The following is a 19,025-nucleotide window of genomic DNA, read 5'->3' on the forward strand; positions in this document are numbered from 1 at the left end:
TCGGCACTCACTCCTCGGGGTAGAAGATGTAGGAGTGCCGGATGTCGACGTCGTACAGGAGCGCGTCCTCCGGCATCCGGAGCAGTCGCCACGAGAGGTAGAGGTCGCCGATGGCGCCCGAGGTGTTCACGACCAGGACGAGGAACGCCGCGAGCGCGACCGGGAGCGGTCCCGCGAGCAGCGGGGTCAACACCACCGTGAACGCGACGAGCGGGGCGAGCGCGACCACCAGGTTGTCCCGGCGGGTCTGGAACTGGCCGAACGCGGCGGCGTAGGCCGCGCCCATGTTGAGCGCGACGCCGTACCTGACCCGGTAGCCCAGTAGCCGGTAGACCAGGCCGTGGACCAGTTCGTGGACGACGATGGTGGCGACCGACAGGATCGCGACGACGCCGATGCCGGCCGGGCCGACGGTGTACTCGACCGACGCGCCCCCGCGGAGCACCGTCATCAGCTCCCCGAAGCCGACGACCGCGGCGCCGAACAGCACCAGCGACCCCAGCGACAGCCACAGTCCGGGATAGGAGAACTGCCGGGACTCGCGGTAGCCCTCCGGCGGTTCGGGCGGGCCGGGCTCTGGCGATGCGGGCGGAGGGTCGGGGACCGATCGGTCGGCGGGCGGGTTCGCCATCGGAATGACAGACGACGAACAGACTGAAAAAGGTCCGGCCGTCAGAGCGCGTCGAGGTCGGCAACGAGCGATTCGAGCATCTCGCGGGTGACGTGGGGCATGCAGACGACGCGGAGTTCGCCGGCCGCGGTGGGCGAGACCCGCCACCCCGCCGACTGGAGCGCCTCGATCTCCCCGCGCGGGACGTCGGCCGCCACGAGCGGCAGCACCGGCTCGACCACGTCGTACCCCCGCGAGGCGAGCGCGTCGGCCACCCACTCGGCGTTGGCCTGGCCGCGCTCGTAGTTCTCGCGGTACGCCTCGGGCCACTGGGCGTCGATCGCGGCGCGAGCGCCCGCCACGCCGGCGCCGCTCCGGGTGCCGGTCAGGGTGGGCTGGGAGGCCGACTCGAGGTACGGCGTCTCGACCGCCAGCGCGTCGAGCACCGCCTCGTCGCGGGCGAGGAACCCGCCGGCGGGGATCGGCGCCCGGCCCATCTTGTGCGGGTCGATGGCCAGCGTGTCGACCGGGGCGTGCGCGAAGTTCCACTCGTGGTCGGTGAACGGGAGGACGAACCCGCCCCACGCCGCGTCGACGTGGAGCAGCGCGTCGACGTCCGAGGCCACGTCGCCGAGCGCCGGAATCGGGTCGACCCGGCCGTACTCGGTGGTGCCGGCCACGCCCACCACGACGGCGGTGTCCTCGTCGGCGAGCCGCCGGACCTCGGCGACGTCGACCCGGCGGTCGCCGTCGGTCGGCGCGAGCCGCAGCTCCACGTCGAGCACGTCTGCGGCCTTCTGGAAGCTGAAGTGGGCGCTCTCGGGCGCGACGACGTTGGGGTCGGGCGAGTCCGAGAGGTTCCGGGCGGCCCGGACCGCCTGGAGGTTGGCCTCGGTCCCGCCGCTGGCGACGTAGCCGCGGGGGTCGTCGAGGCCGGTGATCTCGCCGAGCAGTTCGACCGCCTCGCGCTCGAGGTCGGCGACCGCGGGGTAGGTCGTGGGGTCGCCGGGGTTGTCGGCGAGGAACCGCTCGGCCGCCTCGCGGGCGTCCGGATGGGGCTCCGTGCACATCGACGAGAGGACCCGCCCGAAGTCCTGCGGCGCTGGCTGCATGGTCGGTAAGTTTTGTCGAGAGCGTTTATCGGTTCTGTTCTGGACCGCACGCGGCGGTCTCGGGCCGGGTGCGGAGTCACGGCTGATGGTGCGGACGCCTCGCTCGCGGGAGGCCGAGCGAGCGCAGAAGCCCCAGCAGAAGGAGTCGGTCAGGCCTCGACGGCCAGGCCGGCCTCGCGGAGCGCCTCGCCGGCCGACTGGCCCTCGTGGACCACCGCGGCGACCGCCCGCGTGATGGCCTCGGGGTCGTCGTGCTGGAAGATGGAGCGGCCCATCGAGACGCCCGCGGCGCCGGCGTCCATCGCGCCCCGGACCGCGTCGAGGGTCGCGCGGTCGCCCTCGGGCTCGCCGCCGGCGATGACCACCGGGAGGCTGGTGGACTCCACGACGCGCTCGAAGCTCTCGGCGTCGCCGCTGTAGGCGGTCTTGACCACGTCGGCGCCGACCTCCTCGGCCAGCCGGACCGCCTGGCCCAGGTTCTCGGCGTCGTGCTCGTCGACGCCCGGGCCGCGGGCGTAGGCCATCGCGAGCACGGGCATCCCGTACTCGTCGGCGTCGTCCGTAACTTTAGAGAGGTCCTCGAGCTGCTCGCGCTCGTACTCGCTGCCGACGTTGATGTGGAACGAGACCGCGTCGGCGCCCGCCCGGACCGCCTCCTTGACGGTGCCGGTCAGGCGCTTGTCGTTGTTGTCCGGGCCGATGGACGTCGAGGCGTTGAGGTGGATGACGTACCCGGCGTCGTTCTTGTTCGGGTGGACCCGGGGCGCGATGCCCTTCTGGGTCAGCACCGAGTCGGCGCCCCCGCGGGTGACCGCGTCGATGGTCGATTCGATGTCCGCGAGGCCGGTCACCGCGCCGAGCGTGATGCCGTGGTCCATCGGGACGATGACGTACTTCCCGTCTGTGCCGATCCGGTCGAGTCGTGCCGCAGTTCCTACGTCCATGTTGTGTGAAAGTGTGGCAAGGTCGGTTATCTGCCTTCCGGTTCCGGCACTTCCTCCGCGCCGGCCACCGCGCCCGCCTTGAGTTCGCGGGCCTTTTCTTCGAGTCGGTTGACTGTATCGTCCTGTTCCGCGATTATGTCCACGAACGCGCTCCCGACGATGACGCCGTCGGCGCCGCCCGCGACGATCTCCCGGGCGTGGTCGCGCTCGCTGATGCCGAACCCGACCGCCTTCGGGAGGTCGGTCTCCGCGAGGCGGTCGAGGCTGACGTGGGTCTCGCTGCTGACGTCCGAGCGGGCGCCGGTCGTCCCCATCCGGCCCTGCACGTAGACGAAGCCGGTCGCCCGGTCGAGCATCCGGTCGAGTCGCTCGTCGGTCGTCGTGGGCGCGACCATGAAGATCAGGTCGAGGCCGTGCGCGTCGCAGGCCGCCTTCAGCGGGTCGCTCTCGTCGACCGGCAGGTCCGGGACGATGAGCCCCGAGATGCCGGCCTCGGCGGCGGCCGCGACGAATGGCTCGGGGCCCTCGCTCGCGGTTTCACCGCTCGCATCCGAGGCGCTCGGCGCCTCGCCGTCTCCGTACTGGTAGATCAGATTGTAGTAGGTCATGCAGACGAGGGGGACGTCCACCTCCCCGGAGAGGTCCGCCGCGAGGTCGAGGTAGCGGTCGGGGGTCATCCCGGCGTCGAGCGCCCGGCGGACCGCCTGCTGGATGGTCGGCCCCTCCGCGATGGGTTCGGAGAAGGGGAGGCCGAGCTCCACGACGTCCGACCCGCCGCGCACGAGCGCCTTGACGTACTCCTTGGTGGATTCGATGTCGGGGTCGCCCGCCGCGACGTACGAGACCAGCGCGGGCTCGTCGGCGAAGGCGGCCTCGACGTCGCTCGCCGCCGACTGCTCGGCGTCACTCGCCACCTTCGAACACCTCCATCGAGGGGGCCTCGTCGAGGTCCCGCCGGTCGCTCTCCTCGATGACCGTGTCGAGGTCCTTGTCGCCCCGGCCCGAGACGTTGACGACCACGAGGTCGCCGAGACCGTCCGGTTGGTCGCCGAGCGCGGCCTCCTCCAGGTAGGCCAGCGCGTGGCTGGACTCGAGCGCGGGGATGATGCCCTCCAGCGTCGAGAGCCGGTGGAACGCCTCCAGGGCGGCGTCGTCGCCCACGTTGACCGGCGTGACCCGGCCCTCGTCGGCGAGGTGGGCCAGCTCCGGGCCGACCCCCGAGTAGTCGAGGCCGGCGCTCACGCTGTGGGACTCCAGGATCTGGCCGTCGCTGTTCTGGAGGAGCTTGGTGCGCGCGCCGTGGAGGACGCCCTCGTCGCCGACCGACAGCGAGGCCGAGTGGGGCGCCAGCTGCTCCTCCTCGTCGACGGTGAGCGAGGAGCCGCCGGCCTCCACCGCGTAGAGGTCGACGTCCTCATCGCCGACGAACTCGTGGAACGCCCCCATCGTGTTGGATCCGCCGCCGGCGCAGGCGACCACGCTGTCGGGAAGCCGGCTGGCCTGCTCCCGAATCTGCTCGCGGGCCTCCTCGGAGATGACCGACTGGAAGTCCCGGACCATCCGGGGGAACGGGTGCGGGCCGACCACCGAGCCGATGACGTAGTGGGTGTCCTCGACGTTGGTCACCCAGTCGCGCATCGCCTCGTTGATGGCCTCCTTGAGCGTCCCCGACCCGACGTCGACCGGGTTGACCGCGGCGTCGTGGAGCCGCATCCGGAAGACGTTGGGCCGCTGGCGGTTGATGTCGGTCCGGCCCATGTATATCTCGCAGTCGACGTCGAGGTGGGCGCACGCCATCGCGGTCGCGGTGCCGTGCTGGCCCGCGCCGGTCTCGGCCACGATGCGCTCCTTGCCCATGTACTTCGCCAGGAGGACCTGGCCGAGCGCGTTGTTGAGCTTGTGGGCGCCGCCGTGGAGGAGGTCCTCGCGCTTGAGATAGACTTCCCGGTCGTAGCGCTCGCTCAGCCGGTCGGCCCGCTGGAGCGGCGTGGGTCGACCGCCGAAGTCCCGCAGGCGCTCGCGGAACTCGTCCATGAACCCGTCCTCGTTGTCGAGAACGTAGCGCTCGTAGGCGTCGGTCAGCTCCTCGACGGCGGGCATCAGCGCCTCGGGGACGTACTGACCGCCGTAGTCGCCGAACTTCGTCTCGCTGCTCATCCGTGTGTCACCCTGTGTCTCGTGCTGCTCATGTCTGTGTCACCCTCGGGGTCGCGCTACTCATGTCTGTCTCGTTCTCGCCTCGTCCGTCTCGTCCGCCTCGCCGTCGCCGCGGGCCCGCACCAGTCGCCGCGTGTTCTCGGTCACGGCCGCGAGCGACTCGCTCCCGCGACCGCCGTCGCTCGACGCCGAGACGCCGTCCATGATCGCGCTGCCGACCAGCAGGCCGTCGGCGCCCGCCTCGACCATCCGGCGGGCGTCGGCGGGCGAGCCGATGCCGCTCTCGGCGATGATCGTCACGTCGTCGGGCGCTTCGGGCGCGACGCTCTCGAACGTTTCGAGGTCGACTTCGAGCCGGGCCAGGTCGCGGTTGTTCACGCCGACGACCTCCGCGCCGGCCTCGACCGCCCGGGCCAGTTCGGCCCGGTCGTGGACCTCGACCAGCGGCTGGAACCCCCGCTCGCGGGCGGCCGCCACCAGGTCCGGCAGGTCGTCGTCTCCTCGCGGGCCCCGCCCGCTCGAATGGTCCGCGGAGCTCCGCTCCGCGCTACCCACGAACCGCGCGATCAGCAGGACGACGTCGGCCGCCACGGTGTCGAGCTGGGCCTCCCGGAGAACGAAGTCCTTCCGGAGCACCGGCACGTCCACGGCCTCGCGAATCCGCCGCAGGTTCTCGGGCGAGCCGCCGAAGTGGTCGGGCTCGGTCAGCACCGACAGGGCGGCCGCGCCGCCCTCGACCATCGCCTCGGCGAGCGCGACCGGGTCGGCGTCGCGGGTCCCGTCGGTCGTGGGGCTCGTCGGCTTCACCTCCGCGATGACGGGGACCCGGCCGTCGGCCGCCGCCCGCGAGAGCGCCGCGGGCAGCGACCGGGCGTCGACCGAGAGCGGCCCGCCGTCGGGGTCGCCCCGGGCCGCCGCCGACTCCAGGATGGCGGCGACCGCGGGCGCGAGTTCCTCGCTGTCGTTCATCGTTGTGCATCAACGGACGGAATTGTACATAAGACTTGCGCCCCGGCGCTCCCGGCCGCGGAATCTTCAAGTCCGGACCGGCCCAAGCGCCGGGGTATGAACGACAGTGGCGACGATGCCGACGCGGGCGACCGCGAGGCTGACGCGAGCACCGGCGGTCCGGCCGACGCGAGCGGCCCGATCGACGCCGCCGACGTCGCGGCCGCGGACGGCGTCACGGGCATCTTCGCGCGCGAGTCGCCGTACCTCGACCGGTACGTCCAGATCGGCGTCGCCAGCGGCCGGGTGCTCAGCGTCTCGTTCCCGGAAGTGCCGGACGAGGAGGCGGCCGAGGACCACGACCTGCTCGACCGCATCTTCGACTACCTCGACGGGGTCGAGGAGGACGACTTCTCGGACGTGGAGGTCGCGCTCACGGTGCCGACCGACCAGCGCCGGGTGCTCGAACGCGTCCGCCGGATCCCCTACGGCGACCAGATCGACGTCGAGACGCTGGCCCGGATGACCAGCGGCGTCGACCACACCGACGAGGACGACCTGAACGTGGTGCGGACCGCGCTCGACCGGAACCCCGCGCCGCTGGTGATCCCGGACCACCGGGTCCGGGACGGCCCGAGCGCCGCGCCGCCGCCGGTCGAGCAGAAACTGCGGTCGCTGGAAGGATTGTAAACCGGTTTTCACTGGCCTTCTATTGGCGCGTGCTGGCGGACCCCTGGAGTCCGCCACGCCGCGCGAGGGACGACCGAGTGAGCGGAAGCGAACGAGGGAGGAGGCTGGGGAGGGTGAGGCCGTCGCGGTGCGGTGCGGGACATATGTGACGGCAGTAGCTGGCTTCTTCCCGACCAACCCCTGACTCTCGGGTGCTGAATCCGTCAAAACGCCCGAAAAAGCCACCGAGACCGATTCTACCGCTCTTCCGAGTCCAGGACGCGAATCTGGTCGCCGCGCACGGTCACCGGAATCGGGACGGTCGCCTCGTAGAGCTCGACCGTCACCTGGTCCTTGCCCTCGTCGATGCGCTGGACCTGGGCCTTCTCGCCCTTGAACGGGCCGGCGATCAACTCGACGATGTCGCCCTCCGCGATGCCCTCGACGTCGGGGGTCGGCGACAGGAAGTGCTCGACCTCCGAGATGTCGCTCTCGCCCGGCACGATGCTGCGGGCGTGGGGGATCTCCTCGAGGACCCGGTTGAGCACCGCGTCGTCCTCGGCCTCGACCATCACGTAGCTCGTCAGCGAGTCGGGCGCGAGCGCGGCGTGGATCTCGGGCTCCTCGCGGTTGATGATCATGTCCGCGACGGTGCGCTCCTGGCTCGCGGTCGTCTTGACTGCGTACATTCCCATGTCAGGTCACCTACGCTGGGAGGAAGCTCATGATGGCGAAGATGATGAATCCGAGCAGTCCCACCAGGATGATCCCGGCACCCGCGATCTTCGAGATCTTCGAGAACTCCTCCCAGGAGGGCGTGCTGGCGAGCTTGAGCACCCGCACGTACGACGAGAGGTCTAGCTTGACGTCCATGTTATCGGGGGTTAGAGACCGTCCTTTTTCTATCTATTGCTCTGGTTCGGGCGTCGCGGCGGCGAAGGCAACGGCTGGCGGCGCGGCCGACGGGAAGCGGGGCAGGGCGGACCGGGCAGGACTCTGCGCGTCGAACCTGGACCTCGACCGACGAGGCGGACCGGGCGCGGGGCTACTCCACGTAGTCGATGTCCTGGAGCCGCTTGTTGGCCTTGGCCTGCTGGGCCTCGTTGCGGCCGTAGATCTGCGGGGACTCGACGCCGGTGACCACGATCATCGTGCGCATCTCGCCGTCGAGCTCCTCGTCGATGGAGGTGCCCCAGATGATGCGGGCGTCGGGGTCGATCCGGTCGTAGATCTCCTCGACGACCCCCTCGGCCTCCTCGATGGACATGTCGTTGCCGCCGGTGACGTTGACCAGCGCGGAGTTGGCCCCCGAGATGTCGACGTCGAGCAGCGGCGAGCGCATCGCCGACTTCACCGAGTCCTGGGCCTTCGAGTCGGAGTCGCTCTCGCCGAGGCCGATCATGGCCACGCCGCCCTTCTCCATGACGGTCCGGACGTCGGCGAAGTCGAGGTTGACCAGGCCGGGCTTGGTGATGAGTTCGGTGATGCCCTTGACCGACCGCATCAGCACCTCGTCGGCGACCTTGAACGCCTGGCGGACCGGCAGCTTGCCCACCGAGTCCAGCAGGCGGTCGTTGGGCACGACGATGACCGTGTCGGAGACGTCCCGGAGGCGCTCCAGGCCGGCCTCGGCGTTGGTCCGGCGGACCTCACCTTCGGCAGTAAAGGGCGTCGTCACGATAGAGATGGTCAGCGCGCCCGACTCGCGGGCGGCCTTCGCGACCACGGGGGCCGAGCCGGTGCCGGTGCCGCCGCCGAGACCGGCGGTGACGAACACCATGTCCGAGCCCTGGATGGCGTCGTAGATCTCGTCCTGGCTCTCGAGGGCGGCCTCCTCGCCGACCTGGGGGAGCGAGCCGGCGCCCCGGCCCTGGGTCTTCTGCTCGCCCATCAGGATCTTGGTGTCGGCCTCGATCTCGACCAGGTGCTGTACGTCGGTGTTGGCGGCCACGAGCTTCGCGCCGTGGATGCCCTCCTCGGCCATCCGGTTGACGGTGTTGCCGCCGGCGCCGCCGCAGCCGACGACCGTGATGTCGGTCTGGAGGTCCTGGAGGACGTCCTTGAGTTCCTCGTCGGTCATCGTCCCCGACGCGTTCGCGGCCTGCGCCTTCGCCCCGGCCCCCGAACTGCGCTGTCGGGAGTCCTGTCCCCCCTCGGCTTCCTCGATGGCGTCTTCGACTAGCGAGTCCATGCTGAAGTTGGCTTGAGAACGGAGCATAATTATCTTTCCCCTCTTCGTCGGACGAATGTCTGACGCTGACTGATATATCGCAGGTTAGAGGGGATCAGACCGAGAACCTGTGCGTCCGTTCGGAGCGGACCGTCTCGGGGGCGATCTCCTCGCCGTCGACCGTGACCGGCTCGCCGGCCGACAGTTTGCCGAACGCCGGCCCCTCCGGCACGCCGAGCGTCCGGGCCTTCTCGGGGTCGAAGCCCGTCTCGCGCGCGACGACAGCGCCGTCCTCGCGCGCGACCGAGTCGTACTTCTCGCCGAGCACGTCGACCAGGCCGTCGACCAGCGCCTCGCGGTCGGCCGGGTCGCGGACCGCCGCCCGGCCCGCCGCGCGTGTCCCGCTCTGCTCGGTCTCGAACGCGACCGCGTTGCCGGCGACCGCCTCGCGCGCGGCGTCGGCGTCGATGCCCTGGGCCTCCGCGAGCAGGTCGGCGGGGAGGTCGACCACCTCGCAGTCGGTGGCGGGGCCGTCCGCCGCGGAATCCCCGGCGGGGTCGCCGAACCGCAGCCCCTCGTCGACCGGCGAGAGGTCGGCCTCCAGCCGCTCGACCAGGTCGAGCGGGACGCCGGTGGTCTCCCGGAGCCACGTCTCGCTCACCACCTCGTAGCCGAGGTCGGCGACGACCGCCTCCAGGTCGGGCCGGTCGCCCTCCACGACCGCGCGGTCGGCCCGGCTCGCCGCGAAGGCGGCCCGGACCACCTCGCGGTTGCTCCCGGGCGATCCCATCGCGTCGAGCGCCCAGTCGGCGCCGACGTGACCGACCGCCCAGTCGGTCTCGCGCTCGATGCGCTCGAACCGGGGGACGTAGTGGCCGCCGCCGAAGCCGACGACCTGTCGCTCGCGGTGGGGCTCGACCCCCTGGAGGTCGAGGACGGCCCTCGCCACGGCCCGGGCGCCGGCCGGGTCCGACCACTGGGGCTCGTCGCTGCCGAGTTCGACGAACATCGAGGGGACGCCGACCGACGAGGGACCGTGGTGGGTGCACTCCATGCCGACCTCGTAGTCGTCGGGCGCGCGCTCGTCGAAGGCCGCGAGCAGCCGGGCGTGGGCGTTCGGGCAGGCCTCGGCGAGGCCGCCCTCGACGCCGCCGAACTCGGCCGGGCCGAAGTTGCCGGTGAAGTGGGCCGTCAGCAGCGGGCCGGTGTCCCCGGAGTGGCGCGAGACGAACAGGAGCAGGTCCGGGGAGTCCGGAGCGTCGGGACCGGCCGAGTCGGGAGCGTCCGAACCGCCGCCGAACGCCGCGGCCGCGTCCTCGAGTTCGAGGTGGAGGTCGTCGAACTCCCGGAGCTCGAACCCCTCGCGGCGGTAGTACCGGCCGCCGCCCGCCGCGTCGGGGCGGCTGTCGTCCTCGCGGACCTCCCAGTCGGCGAGGTCGAGCAGGTGCTCGCCGATGCGCTCGGACGCCGAGTCGGCTCGGCTGACGACGATGGCTATCACGGGCGGCAGTAGGGTCCGGGAGCGCGAAAAGGGCGTCGGAAGCGGGTCCGCGCCGGAGAGAGACGAGAGGCCGCGCGTCACTCGGCTGGCGGGTCGGCCGCGTCAGTCGGCGTGCTCGGGCTGGCCCGACTGCCCGTTGATGGCCTGACGGGCATTGGTCGCGGTCTTGCCGAACAGCCACCGGAGCTCGTCCCGGCGCTTCGCGAACAGCGCCGCGCCCAGGACGAGGTAGACGACCGTGTAGGCGTAGAGGACCAGGATGCTGAGCTCGGTCGCCCGCGGCTCGGGGATGGTCTGGATGAAGTAGAACTCGATGACGATCTGGCTCACGAACAGGAACAGGAGCGTGACCGCCTCGCGGACGCTGATCTCGAAGTTCGTCAGGATGCCGATGGCGAAGAAGCTCTGGGCGGCCGTGATCCAGATCTCGGCGGTCTGCTTCTCGTCGAACGGGAGCGTACCGATGGCGCCCACGGCGATGCTGTAGACGACCGCCAGCGTGCCGATGAGCAGGGTCCACTGGTTGAGCTTCGAGGAGATGAGCGCGTTGAACCCGGCGGTCGAGCGCGCCTTGTTGACGAGGTAGGCGACCACGATGAGCTCGGGCGACTCGGAGGCCAGCGGCGCGATCCACTGGATCATGAAGAACGGCGGGATGCCGAGGCTGGTGCCGAGGTGTTCGAGCCCCTCGGCGAACGGGTGGACCGCGGTGTAGATCATGAAGCCCGAGTAGCCGAACAGCAGGAGGACCGTGGCGATCCGGGGCCATTTCGGGAACGACTGGAAGTAGGCCGGGACGCCGACCTGCTCCTCGGTCTCCTCGACCTCGCCCCGGATGATGATGGCGATGTAGGTGACGTAGAGGCCGACCAGCACGATTGTGTCGGTGATGCCGATACCGTTGCCAAGCGGGACGAAGAAGGCGTACGCCGTCGCCGCGAGCAGGAAGGTGATCTCGGTGGCGATGTCCCGGTCGAGCTCGACGTGGCTCGCCAGGAAGCCCGACTCCTTCCGGACCGCGGGGTCGGCGGAGCTGCCCGCGCGGTAGACCGTGAACAGCGCGATGGCCGACCAGCCCAGGCCGATGAGGATGCGGTTCGCGCCGGTCATGTTCGCCACGGCGAGGTTCGCGGCCTCGCGGCCGGCCGGGGTGCCGGCGTTCGCGCCGGCGGTCCACGCGTAGAGGGCGTCGACCGCGTACTCCGGGGCGACCGCGAGGACGGCCAGCACCGCGAGCGCGAACGCCCGGGGCACGTCCTCCTCGGCGGTCTCGGCGGCCCACGCGAGCATGAACGAGGCCCCGAGGACCGCGATACCGCTCACCGCGACCGTCTGGAGGTCGCCGAGCGAGTGGGCGGACCCGGTCGCCCAGACGTAGACCCACGGGAGCGTGAGCGCCGTCGTGGCACCGACTGCCGACAGCGGGTGGCGTAACCGACCTAACATTCTGAGTGGAGGTAACCTAGCGCGAAAAGTAGGTCTTGCGTTCTGGGGTCATCGGGTCGGCTGCGGCTCCGTCCCGGTTCCGATCCGTCGGCGGACCGCCTCCCGCTCGGGAGACGGACGGTGGAGAGCTGGCGGCTGAGGGCGCTACGATCGGCCCTGTCAGGGCAGCAGCAGGTAGACGAAGCCGGCGTAGCCGCCGACGAGCGCGACGCCGCTCCACCGCGAGAGCCGCCGGCCGTACGCCATCAGCGCCATCGCGCCGACGGTGAAGCCGATCACCATCGGGAAGTGGAACGTCTGGACCGAGGGCCGCACCGTCAGGGGGTTGACCAGCGCGAGCAGGCCGATGACCGCCAGCACGTTGTAGATGTTCGACCCGACGACGTTGCCGATGCTGAACGCGGCCTCGTCGCGGATCGAGCTCACGAGCGAGGTCGCCAGTTCGGGCAGCGACGTGCCGAACGCGATGATGGTGATGCCGATGAAGAGGTCGCCGAAGCCGAACGACCGCAGGATACCGGTCCCGCCCTGGACGAGGCCGAACGAGCCGCCGAGCAGGCAGACCCCCGCACCGACCAGCAGTCCGATCTCGCGGAGGCTCGCCGAGCCGGTGTCGTCCTCGACCTGCATCTCCTCGGGGATGACGTCGCCGTCGGCGTTCCGCGAACTGTACATCATGTACCCGGTGAACACCGCCAGCAGCACCAGCATCGCCCCGCCGTCGACCGGGCCCAGCGTCCCGTCGCTCCCGAGCACGACCAGCAGCACCGCCGCCGCCAGCATGAACGGGCCGTGGCGCCACAGCAGCTTCGAGTCGACCGACAGCGGCTGGACCAGCGCCGACGCGCCCAGCACCAGGCCGATGTTCGCGATGTTCGACCCGATGATGTTGCCCAGCCCGATGTCGTCGGAGATGCCGATGCCGCCGATGACGCTCACGAACAGCTCCGGGGCGGTGGTCGAGAACGCGACGATGGTGACCCCGACCGTCGCGGGCGCGACCCCGTAGCCGATGGCCAGCGACGACGCGCTGGAGACCAGCAGCTCGGCGCCGAGGTACAGCAGCAGGATGCCGCCGACGAGGTAGAGCGCCTCGACCGAGACGAACGCCCCCGCCAGTGTCTGGAGTGATGTCATGCGCTTCTACTCCGGTCCCTCCCAGAGTATCGACATAAAAACTTGGATAGTTATTGATTGTGAGAACGAGGCGCACGGTCGTCCCGGCCGGTCGCGACGAACCGCCCTCGTACCGCGGAGAACCCCTGCCCCGACCCCAGTAGTTAACCCGGCCGCCCGCCATCCCGCCACCATGGACGTGTTCGGACTCCTCGGGAACCCGGTGGGTCACTCGCTGTCGCCGCCGATGCACGAGGCCGCGTACGACGAGCTCGGGATGGACGCCCGCTACGTCACCTTCGAGCCCGACCCCGACGACCTCGGGGCCGCGATCGAGGGGGCCCGGGCGCTCGGTATCGCCGGGCTCAACGTCACGATCCCGTTCAAGCAGGACGTCCTGGACCGGGTCGAAGCCGACGACCTCGCGACCCGCATCGGCGCGGTCAACACCGTCGACTTCTCGGGCGCCGAGGCCGGGTCGCCGCCGACCGGCCACAACACCGACGCCGCCGGCGTGCGCCGGGCGTTCGCCCACCACGACGTGACGTTGGCCGACCGCGACGCCGTGGTGGTGGGCGCCGGCGGGGCGGCCCGGGCGACCGTCTTCGCGCTGGTCGACGCGGGCGCCGACGTCCACGTGGCCAACCGGACCGTCGAGCGCGCCGAGCGGCTCGCCGCCGACGTCGACGGCGAGACGCCGGCCGGGGCACCGCGGGTCACCGCCAGCGGCCTCGACTCGCTCGACTCCCGGGTTCCGGAGGCGGACGTGCTGGTCAACGCCACCAGCGTCGGGATGGAGGAGGACCGGTCGCCGGTGCCGGCCGAGACGCTCCACGCCGACCTCGCGGTGCTCGACGCGGTGTATCGGCCGCTCGACACGCGGCTGCTGCGCGAGGCCCGCGAGGTCGGGGCGACGACCGTCGACGGCGCGTGGATGCTGCTGTACCAGGGCGTCGAAGCGTTCGAGATCTGGACAGGTCGGGCGGCCCCCGTGGACGCGATGAACGCGGCGCTTCGGGCACGGCTTTAAGTACCGCCGCCGTCTACTGTCGAGCAAATGGGACTGCTCACGAAGCTGAAGTCGTTGCTTGGACTCGAGGACGACCGCTCGCGGATGCGTCGGAGCGAGTCCGGCGTCACCATCGAGCGCGAGCCCGACGAGTCGGTCGAACCGGACGCGACTGCCGAGAGCGCCGTCAAGGGCGTCGACGCCGACGCCGAGGAGTCCAGCGGTGCGGAGTCGGACGCCGAGCCCGCTACGGAGTCCGAGGAGGAGAGCGGAGTCGCCGGAATCGAGGAGGCCGAGGCGACCGACGCGGAATCGGCCGACGCCGAGGCGGTCGACGAACCGGAGGCGACGGAGCCCGCCGAAGCGGCTGCGGAGCCGGAGGCCACCGAGACGACCGACGAACCGGAGGCCGTCGAACCGGACGACGAGACCGAAGCGACTGCAGCGACCGCGGACGACTCGCCGACCGCGGAGCCGTCCGACGAGTCCGAGGACGCCGAGGCCGAGATCGACACCGACGCGGTGACGACGGCGCCCGAGGGCCAGGGCGCCGAGACCGAGGTCGACGAGCCGGCCGAGCCCTCGGAGGCGGTCCAGCCCTCGACCGACGCGGCCGAGCCCGACCAGTCGGCGGGCGACGAGCCCGAGCCCACGCCCGAGGAGACCGGCGACGAGGAGCCCGAGCCCGACGCGGCCGAGGACGAGCCGGTCGGCGAGGGCGAGCCGCTCGAGGACGTCAAGGGCATCGGCCCGGCGTACGCCGAGCGGCTCCGCGACGCGGGCGTCGCCGACGTGACCGAGCTCGCGAAGGCCGACGCCGAACAGCTCGCCGAGGAGACCGGCCTCTCGGACAAGCGCATCCAGACCTGGATCGACCGCGCGAACGCGCGGTGACCCGGCGCCGCGACCGGAGGTATCCCGACCGGTCCGTTATCGACCGCGGAGTCGGCGTCCGTCGCTGAACGGCGCCGGCTTCGACCTTCGACGGCCCTGCCCCGACGGCGCGGACCTCGCTGTTTCTTTCGGAACCCCGACCACCGCCGTCGCCGCGGCGCGAGTCCGGCCGAACCCCCCAACACAAGCCCCCTGCCCGCCTACCGCGTCGCATGTACTACCACGTCGACGGCGACCTCGTCCCCGCCGAGGAGGCGACGGTCAGCGTCCGCGACCGCGGGTTCATGTACGGCGACGCCGCCTTCGAGACGCTCCGGGCCTACGGCGGCCGGCCCTTCGAGTGGGCGGCCCACGCCGACCGGCTCGGCCGGACCTGCGACGCGCTCGGGCTCGACCACGGCCTGTCGGACGCCGACCTCCGCGGGCGGGTCCGTGAGACCCTGGCGGCCAACGAGTTCGAGGACGCCTACGTCAAGCTCTCGATCTCGCGGGGCGTCCAGCCCGGCAAGCTCGCGCCCGGACTGGTCGAAGACCCCGCGGTCGTCGTCTACGTCGCGGAGCTGCCCCGGGGCGGCCGGGCCGACCGCGGCGGCGAGCCGGCGTGGGACGGCCCGGCGACCGCCGCGGTGGTCGAGACCCGGCGGGTCCCCGACGCCGCGCTGCCCGCGCACGCGAAGACCCACAACTACCTGAACGGGATCCTCGCCCGCCTCGAACTCGCGGGAGGGGACGCCGCGGAGGCTGGCGAACAAGAGGGGCCCGACGAGGCGCTCATGCTCGACGGGGACGGCCACCTCGCGGAGGGCGCGACGAGCAACCTGTTCTTCGTCCGCGACGGGACGCTGCACACGCCGAGCCTCGACGGGCCGGTGCTGCCGGGCATCACGCGCCGGGTCGTGCTCGACCTCGCCGAGCGAGAGGGGATTCGCGTCCAGGAGGGCGCGTACGGGCCCGCCGCCCTCCGGGACGCCGACGAGGCGTTCCTGACGAACTCGACGTGGGAGATTCGACCGCTCGCCGCGGTCGAGGGCCGAGACGGCGAGCGAGTGGAGTTCGGTCGCGGGCCGGTCACCGACGCGCTGGCCGAGGCCTTCGACGCCCGGGTCGAGCGCGAGCACTACGAGTGAGGGCAAGCAGAGGGCGAACTCGGGGTCCGCGACGGCGCACGGGACGTGGCCGCCGCCGGGAACGGAAGCGTTCATAGGCGACGACCGACTACGCCGGGGTAGATGGACGAGGACAGCCGCATCGCCGACGTCGCCGAGGTCCCCGCCGACTCGACGCTGCTGTTCACGGTCCGGGACGGGTTCGACGAGCGCGAGGCCGTCCTGACCCGGACCGCGGCGGGCGAGGTGACCGCCTTCGAGAACTACTGCCAGCATTGGACCGACGTGCGCCTCGACAAGGGCAGCGGCGCCGCCAAGCGCGACGGCGAACTGGTCTGCGGCAAGCACGGCGCGCTGTTCGAGGACGACTCGGGAACCTGCACCTACGGCCCCTGCGAGGGCGCGGTGCTCGAACGGGTCGAGGTGACCGTCGCGGACGGCGGGGTGTACCTCACGGACGACGACTACGAGTTCGTGGAACTGGGCTCTTCGATGGAGTACGACCTCTCGTCGGACCGGTCGCTGGGCTTCGACTGAACCTTTTCCTGCGGGCGCGCCCCGGGAGGCGCGCCCTTGCAAAACGTTCATGAAAACCACTGCGTCACCGCCTCTGGCTCGCGCCGACGGCGCGAGCCTTCGACGGTTCCTTGGGCCGCTCGCTCGGGCTTCGCCCTCGCTCGCGGGAGAACCAGCTAGTTCGTACTGCACCGCAACTGCGACAGCAGACCGCAGTCGGTACCGCGTCAGGCGATTCTGAACTCCGGGTCCTCGACCGACTCGCTCTTGCACTCCGGGCACCGCGAGGGGCGGTTCGCCGGGTCGTCGAAGTCGCTGAAGCCGCAGTCGCGGCACTCCGGCGGGGCGACCAGCAGCTGCTCGTCGTCCCCGGACAGCGACTGGGCGACGTGGCGGACGTGGTCGATGGCGGTCCCGGCCGTCACGTCGAACTCGGTGGCCAGCGCGCTCGGCGAGGCGGTCGTCTCGCGGAGGTGGGCGGCGATGCGCTCGCGGGTGGTCTGGTCGGCCTCGCGCATGTGCCCCCGTCGCCGCCGGGCGACTATAACCCTTTCCCGCGGCCGTAAGTTTATGTGCCGGGCGCGACTGCTTCCGGCCGAACCGGGAATGGGCGACAGAGACGACTATCCGGGCGAGTACGCCCGCCAGCTGGAGGCAATCGTCGAGAGCCACACCGACGCGCTCCTCGTGAAGGACACCGAGGGCCGGTACCGGTTCGCCAACGCGGCGGCCGCCGACTTTCTGGGGTGCGACCCGGCCGACGTGGTCGGGAAGACCGACGCGGAGCTCTTCGACGAGGAGAGCGCCCGTCGCCTCCGCGAACAGGAGCGGCGCGTGCTCGACCGCGAGACCGCCGAGACGTTCGAGGAGCGGCTCCCCGCCGACGACCGCGAGCGGGTGTTCGAGACGACGTGCTCGCCCTACTACGACGCCGACGGCGAGCTCGCCGGCACGGTGTCGATCTGCCGGGACGTGACCGACCGGCGGGCCCGCGAGCGCACCCTGGAGAGCCAGCGGGACGAGCTGGCGACGCTCGACCGCATCAACGAGGTGGTCCAGGAGGTCATCCGGACGCTCATCTCCGAGCCGACCCGCGAGGAGATCGAGCGGGCCGTCTGCGACCGGCTGGTGGAGTCGGAGCTGTACCAGGTCGCGTGGGTCGGCGAACCCGGTCCGACGGACAACGGGATGACCAGCGTCGTCGGGACGGGGTTCGACGACGAGGTCCGCGAACTCATCGCCGACGTCGACGTCCGCGAGGACAGCGACGAGCCGTTCCTGCGGGCCTACTACTCGGGGCGACCCCGCGTCGTCCAGAACATCCCGGACGCCGACGCCATCGACGAGCGCCTCCGGGAGGAGATCGTCGCCCGGGGGACGCGGTCGGCCATCGCGGTCCCGATCCGCTACGGCAACACGACCTACGGCGTGCTCACGGTCGGGTCGACCCGGCTCTCGGCGTTCAGCGAGCGCGAGGCCGACGCGTTCGACGTGCTGGGCGAGGTCATCGGCTTCGCCATCGGCGCGGTCAAGCACCGCCGGCTCGCGCTCTCGGACACGGTCGTCGAGGTCGAGCTCCGGCTGACCGACTCCGACTCGTTCTTCGTCGCGCTCGCCGACGAGTTGAACTGCCGGCTCCGCATGGAGGGCACGACCGCCGGTCCGGACGGGAACCTGCTGTTCTACGACGCGGTCAGCGGCGCCGACCCCGACGACGTGGTCGCGTTCGCCGAGGAGTGGGAGACCGTCGACGACGTCCGCGTAGTCAGCCGGCACGACGACGAGACGCTGTTCGAGTTCACGGTGTCTGGGTCGTCGCTCGTGCTGACCCTCTCGGAGTACGGTGCCAACGCGACCGAGGCGGTCTCGGCGGGCGGAGAGGCCCGCGTCGTGGCCGAGCTCCCGGCCGACACCGACGTGCGGGGCGTGGTCGAGCGCGTCCGGGCCGAGTTCGCCGGCCTCGAACTCGTCGCCAAGCGCGAGACCGAGCGCGACCTCCAGACCGCCCGGGAGTTCCGGCGCGACCTCGACGACCGGCTCACCGACGCCCAGCGGACCGCGCTCCGGGCGTCGTACTTCGCGGGCTACTACGAGTGGCCCCGCGACAGCACCGCCGAGGAGGTCGCGGCCTCGCTGGGCGTCTCCTCGCCCACGTTCCACCAGCACATCCGGAAGGCCCAGCGGGAACTGCTCGGGGCGTTCTTCGACCGCGACGGCGACCGACCCTAGGTGTTTAGGTCCATCGTTCTTTGTAGTCCGTGAGAAAGGATGAGTCGGCGCGCCGCAACATGAGCAACGAACACGCACAAACGGGAGGAGAGGGGACAGCGACGGACGGTCGACCGACCGTACCGACCGAACGGCCGACGACGACGGATCTCGATTCGCTCTTCGAGGTCCTCGCCGACGGACATCGCCGCCGCGTCCTCGAGCACCTCGACGACACCGACGACGGCGTCGCGTCGTTCTCGGATCTCGTCGACCACATCGCCGACCGGGCGGGCGGGGGAACGCCGGCGGACCGCGACCGGATCGCGGTGAACCTCCACCACAACCACCTGCCGAAGCTCGAGGCCGCGGGCGTCCTGGAGTACGACCCGCGGAGCGAGATGGTCAGGTACCGCGGCGGTCCGGTCGTCGGCGAGTGGGTCGAGCTCGCGCTGGCCCACGAGTCCGAACTGGAGTAGCGTCCGCCGTCGCGATGGCCGTCCGCAGTCGGCCGGGCGAACGGAGCGAGCCGCCGTTCGACCGCCGAGACCCGCCGACCGACGCGCGACCGGCCGGCAGTGGCGTACCCGCGACCGAGTCGGGTCGGGGACCGAGTCGC

The 19,025-nt window shown here is 71.3% G+C and carries 20 protein-coding genes; 7 read left to right on the top strand and 13 right to left on the bottom strand.

All coding sequences use genetic code 11. From position 1 onward, the window contains the following. Nucleotides 1-7 precede the first annotated feature (7 nt). The 6 genes from ACQUQF_RS15105 to trpC form a co-directional block, all read right to left on the bottom strand. Nucleotides 8-631, bottom strand: coding sequence for a DUF3267 domain-containing protein (locus ACQUQF_RS15105; protein WP_435179928.1), 624 nt, complete (start codon nt 629-631; stop codon nt 8-10). A 41-nt stretch (nt 632-672) separates the two neighbouring features. Then, entirely contained in the window at nt 673-1,722 is a 1,050-nt protein-coding gene (gene mfnA, locus ACQUQF_RS15110) for a tyrosine decarboxylase MfnA (RefSeq protein WP_435179929.1), read from the bottom strand. Nucleotides 1,723-1,871: 149 nt separating this feature from the next. Further along, complete coding sequence (locus ACQUQF_RS15115) at nt 1,872-2,666, bottom strand: 2-amino-3,7-dideoxy-D-threo-hept-6-ulosonate synthase (RefSeq protein WP_435179930.1); 795 nt, start codon at nt 2,664-2,666, stop codon at nt 1,872-1,874. A gap of 26 nt (nt 2,667-2,692) precedes the next feature. Further along, nucleotides 2,693-3,580, bottom strand: a complete 888-nt coding sequence (gene trpA / locus ACQUQF_RS15120) for a tryptophan synthase subunit alpha (RefSeq protein ID WP_435179931.1) — start codon at nt 3,578-3,580, stop codon at nt 2,693-2,695. Beyond that, entirely contained in the window at nt 3,570-4,823 is a 1,254-nt protein-coding gene (trpB, locus tag ACQUQF_RS15125; RefSeq protein WP_435179932.1) for a tryptophan synthase subunit beta, read from the bottom strand. The genes trpA and trpB overlap by 11 nt, the downstream gene beginning before the upstream one ends. A gap of 60 nt (nt 4,824-4,883) precedes the next feature. After that, nucleotides 4,884-5,792: an indole-3-glycerol phosphate synthase gene (trpC, locus tag ACQUQF_RS15130; RefSeq protein ID WP_435179933.1), complete on the bottom strand. Its 909-nt coding sequence runs from the start codon at nt 5,790-5,792 to the stop codon at nt 4,884-4,886. A gap of 96 nt (nt 5,793-5,888) precedes the next feature. On the opposite strand from trpC, the gene ACQUQF_RS15135 reads away from it, so the two are divergent. After that, on the top strand, nt 5,889-6,461 hold the full coding sequence (locus ACQUQF_RS15135; RefSeq protein ID WP_435179934.1) for an MGMT family protein: 573 nt from the start codon (nt 5,889-5,891) through the stop codon (nt 6,459-6,461). 236 nt (nt 6,462-6,697) lie between these two features. On the opposite strand, the gene ACQUQF_RS15140 is transcribed toward ACQUQF_RS15135, so the two are convergent. From ACQUQF_RS15140 to ACQUQF_RS15165, 6 genes are all read right to left on the bottom strand, one after another. Continuing rightward, on the bottom strand, nt 6,698-7,135 hold the full coding sequence (locus ACQUQF_RS15140; RefSeq protein WP_435179935.1) for a transcription elongation factor Spt5: 438 nt from the start codon (nt 7,133-7,135) through the stop codon (nt 6,698-6,700). A 10-nt stretch (nt 7,136-7,145) separates the two neighbouring features. Next, nucleotides 7,146-7,313, bottom strand: coding sequence for a protein translocase SEC61 complex subunit gamma (locus ACQUQF_RS15145; RefSeq protein ID WP_135851823.1), 168 nt, complete (start codon nt 7,311-7,313; stop codon nt 7,146-7,148). Nucleotides 7,314-7,485: 172 nt separating this feature from the next. Further along, the gene (ftsZ, locus tag ACQUQF_RS15150) at nt 7,486-8,631 is read right to left on the bottom strand and encodes a cell division protein FtsZ (protein ID WP_115795055.1); all 1,146 of its coding nucleotides are present in this window, start codon (nt 8,629-8,631) and stop codon (nt 7,486-7,488) included. Nucleotides 8,632-8,725: 94 nt separating this feature from the next. Further along, nucleotides 8,726-10,111 (bottom strand): D-aminoacyl-tRNA deacylase, encoded by a 1,386-nt coding sequence (locus ACQUQF_RS15155; RefSeq protein WP_435179936.1) that lies wholly within the window; start codon nt 10,109-10,111, stop codon nt 8,726-8,728. Between the two features lie 102 nt (nt 10,112-10,213). Beyond that, on the bottom strand, nt 10,214-11,557 hold the full coding sequence (locus tag ACQUQF_RS15160) for a sodium:calcium antiporter (protein ID WP_435179937.1): 1,344 nt from the start codon (nt 11,555-11,557) through the stop codon (nt 10,214-10,216). 159 nt (nt 11,558-11,716) lie between these two features. Continuing rightward, a complete protein-coding gene (locus ACQUQF_RS15165; protein ID WP_435179938.1) occupies nt 11,717-12,694 on the bottom strand; it encodes a calcium/sodium antiporter in 978 nt (325 codons plus the stop codon). Nucleotides 12,695-12,866: 172 nt separating this feature from the next. On the opposite strand from ACQUQF_RS15165, the gene ACQUQF_RS15170 reads away from it, so the two are divergent. From ACQUQF_RS15170 to ACQUQF_RS15185, 4 genes are all read left to right on the top strand, one after another. Next, nucleotides 12,867-13,703, top strand: a complete 837-nt coding sequence (locus ACQUQF_RS15170) for a shikimate dehydrogenase (protein WP_435179939.1) — start codon at nt 12,867-12,869, stop codon at nt 13,701-13,703. A gap of 27 nt (nt 13,704-13,730) precedes the next feature. After that, a complete protein-coding gene (locus tag ACQUQF_RS15175) occupies nt 13,731-14,576 on the top strand; it encodes a helix-hairpin-helix domain-containing protein (RefSeq protein WP_435179940.1) in 846 nt (281 codons plus the stop codon). A 212-nt stretch (nt 14,577-14,788) separates the two neighbouring features. Then, nucleotides 14,789-15,703 (top strand): aminotransferase class IV, encoded by a 915-nt coding sequence (locus tag ACQUQF_RS15180; RefSeq protein WP_435179941.1) that lies wholly within the window; start codon nt 14,789-14,791, stop codon nt 15,701-15,703. A 102-nt stretch (nt 15,704-15,805) separates the two neighbouring features. After that, a complete protein-coding gene (locus tag ACQUQF_RS15185; RefSeq protein ID WP_435179942.1) occupies nt 15,806-16,219 on the top strand; it encodes a Rieske (2Fe-2S) protein in 414 nt (137 codons plus the stop codon). A gap of 206 nt (nt 16,220-16,425) precedes the next feature. On the opposite strand, the gene ACQUQF_RS15190 is transcribed toward ACQUQF_RS15185, so the two are convergent. Then, complete coding sequence (locus ACQUQF_RS15190) at nt 16,426-16,716, bottom strand: transcriptional regulator (RefSeq protein ID WP_435179943.1); 291 nt, start codon at nt 16,714-16,716, stop codon at nt 16,426-16,428. Between the two features lie 52 nt (nt 16,717-16,768). On the opposite strand from ACQUQF_RS15190, the gene ACQUQF_RS15195 reads away from it, so the two are divergent. Then, nucleotides 16,769-18,427 carry a bacterio-opsin activator domain-containing protein gene (locus tag ACQUQF_RS15195; protein ID WP_435179944.1) on the top strand — a complete coding sequence of 553 codons (1,659 nt, stop codon included), beginning with the start codon at nt 16,769-16,771 and terminating at the stop codon, nt 18,425-18,427. A 59-nt stretch (nt 18,428-18,486) separates the two neighbouring features. Next, a complete protein-coding gene (locus tag ACQUQF_RS15200) occupies nt 18,487-18,885 on the top strand; it encodes a DUF7344 domain-containing protein (RefSeq protein WP_435179945.1) in 399 nt (132 codons plus the stop codon). Nucleotides 18,886-19,025: the final 140 nt, after the last annotated feature.

Source organism: Halorussus sp. AFM4 (genome assembly GCF_051194995.1).
Classification (GTDB): Archaea; Halobacteriota; Halobacteria; order Halobacteriales; family Haladaptataceae; genus Halorussus.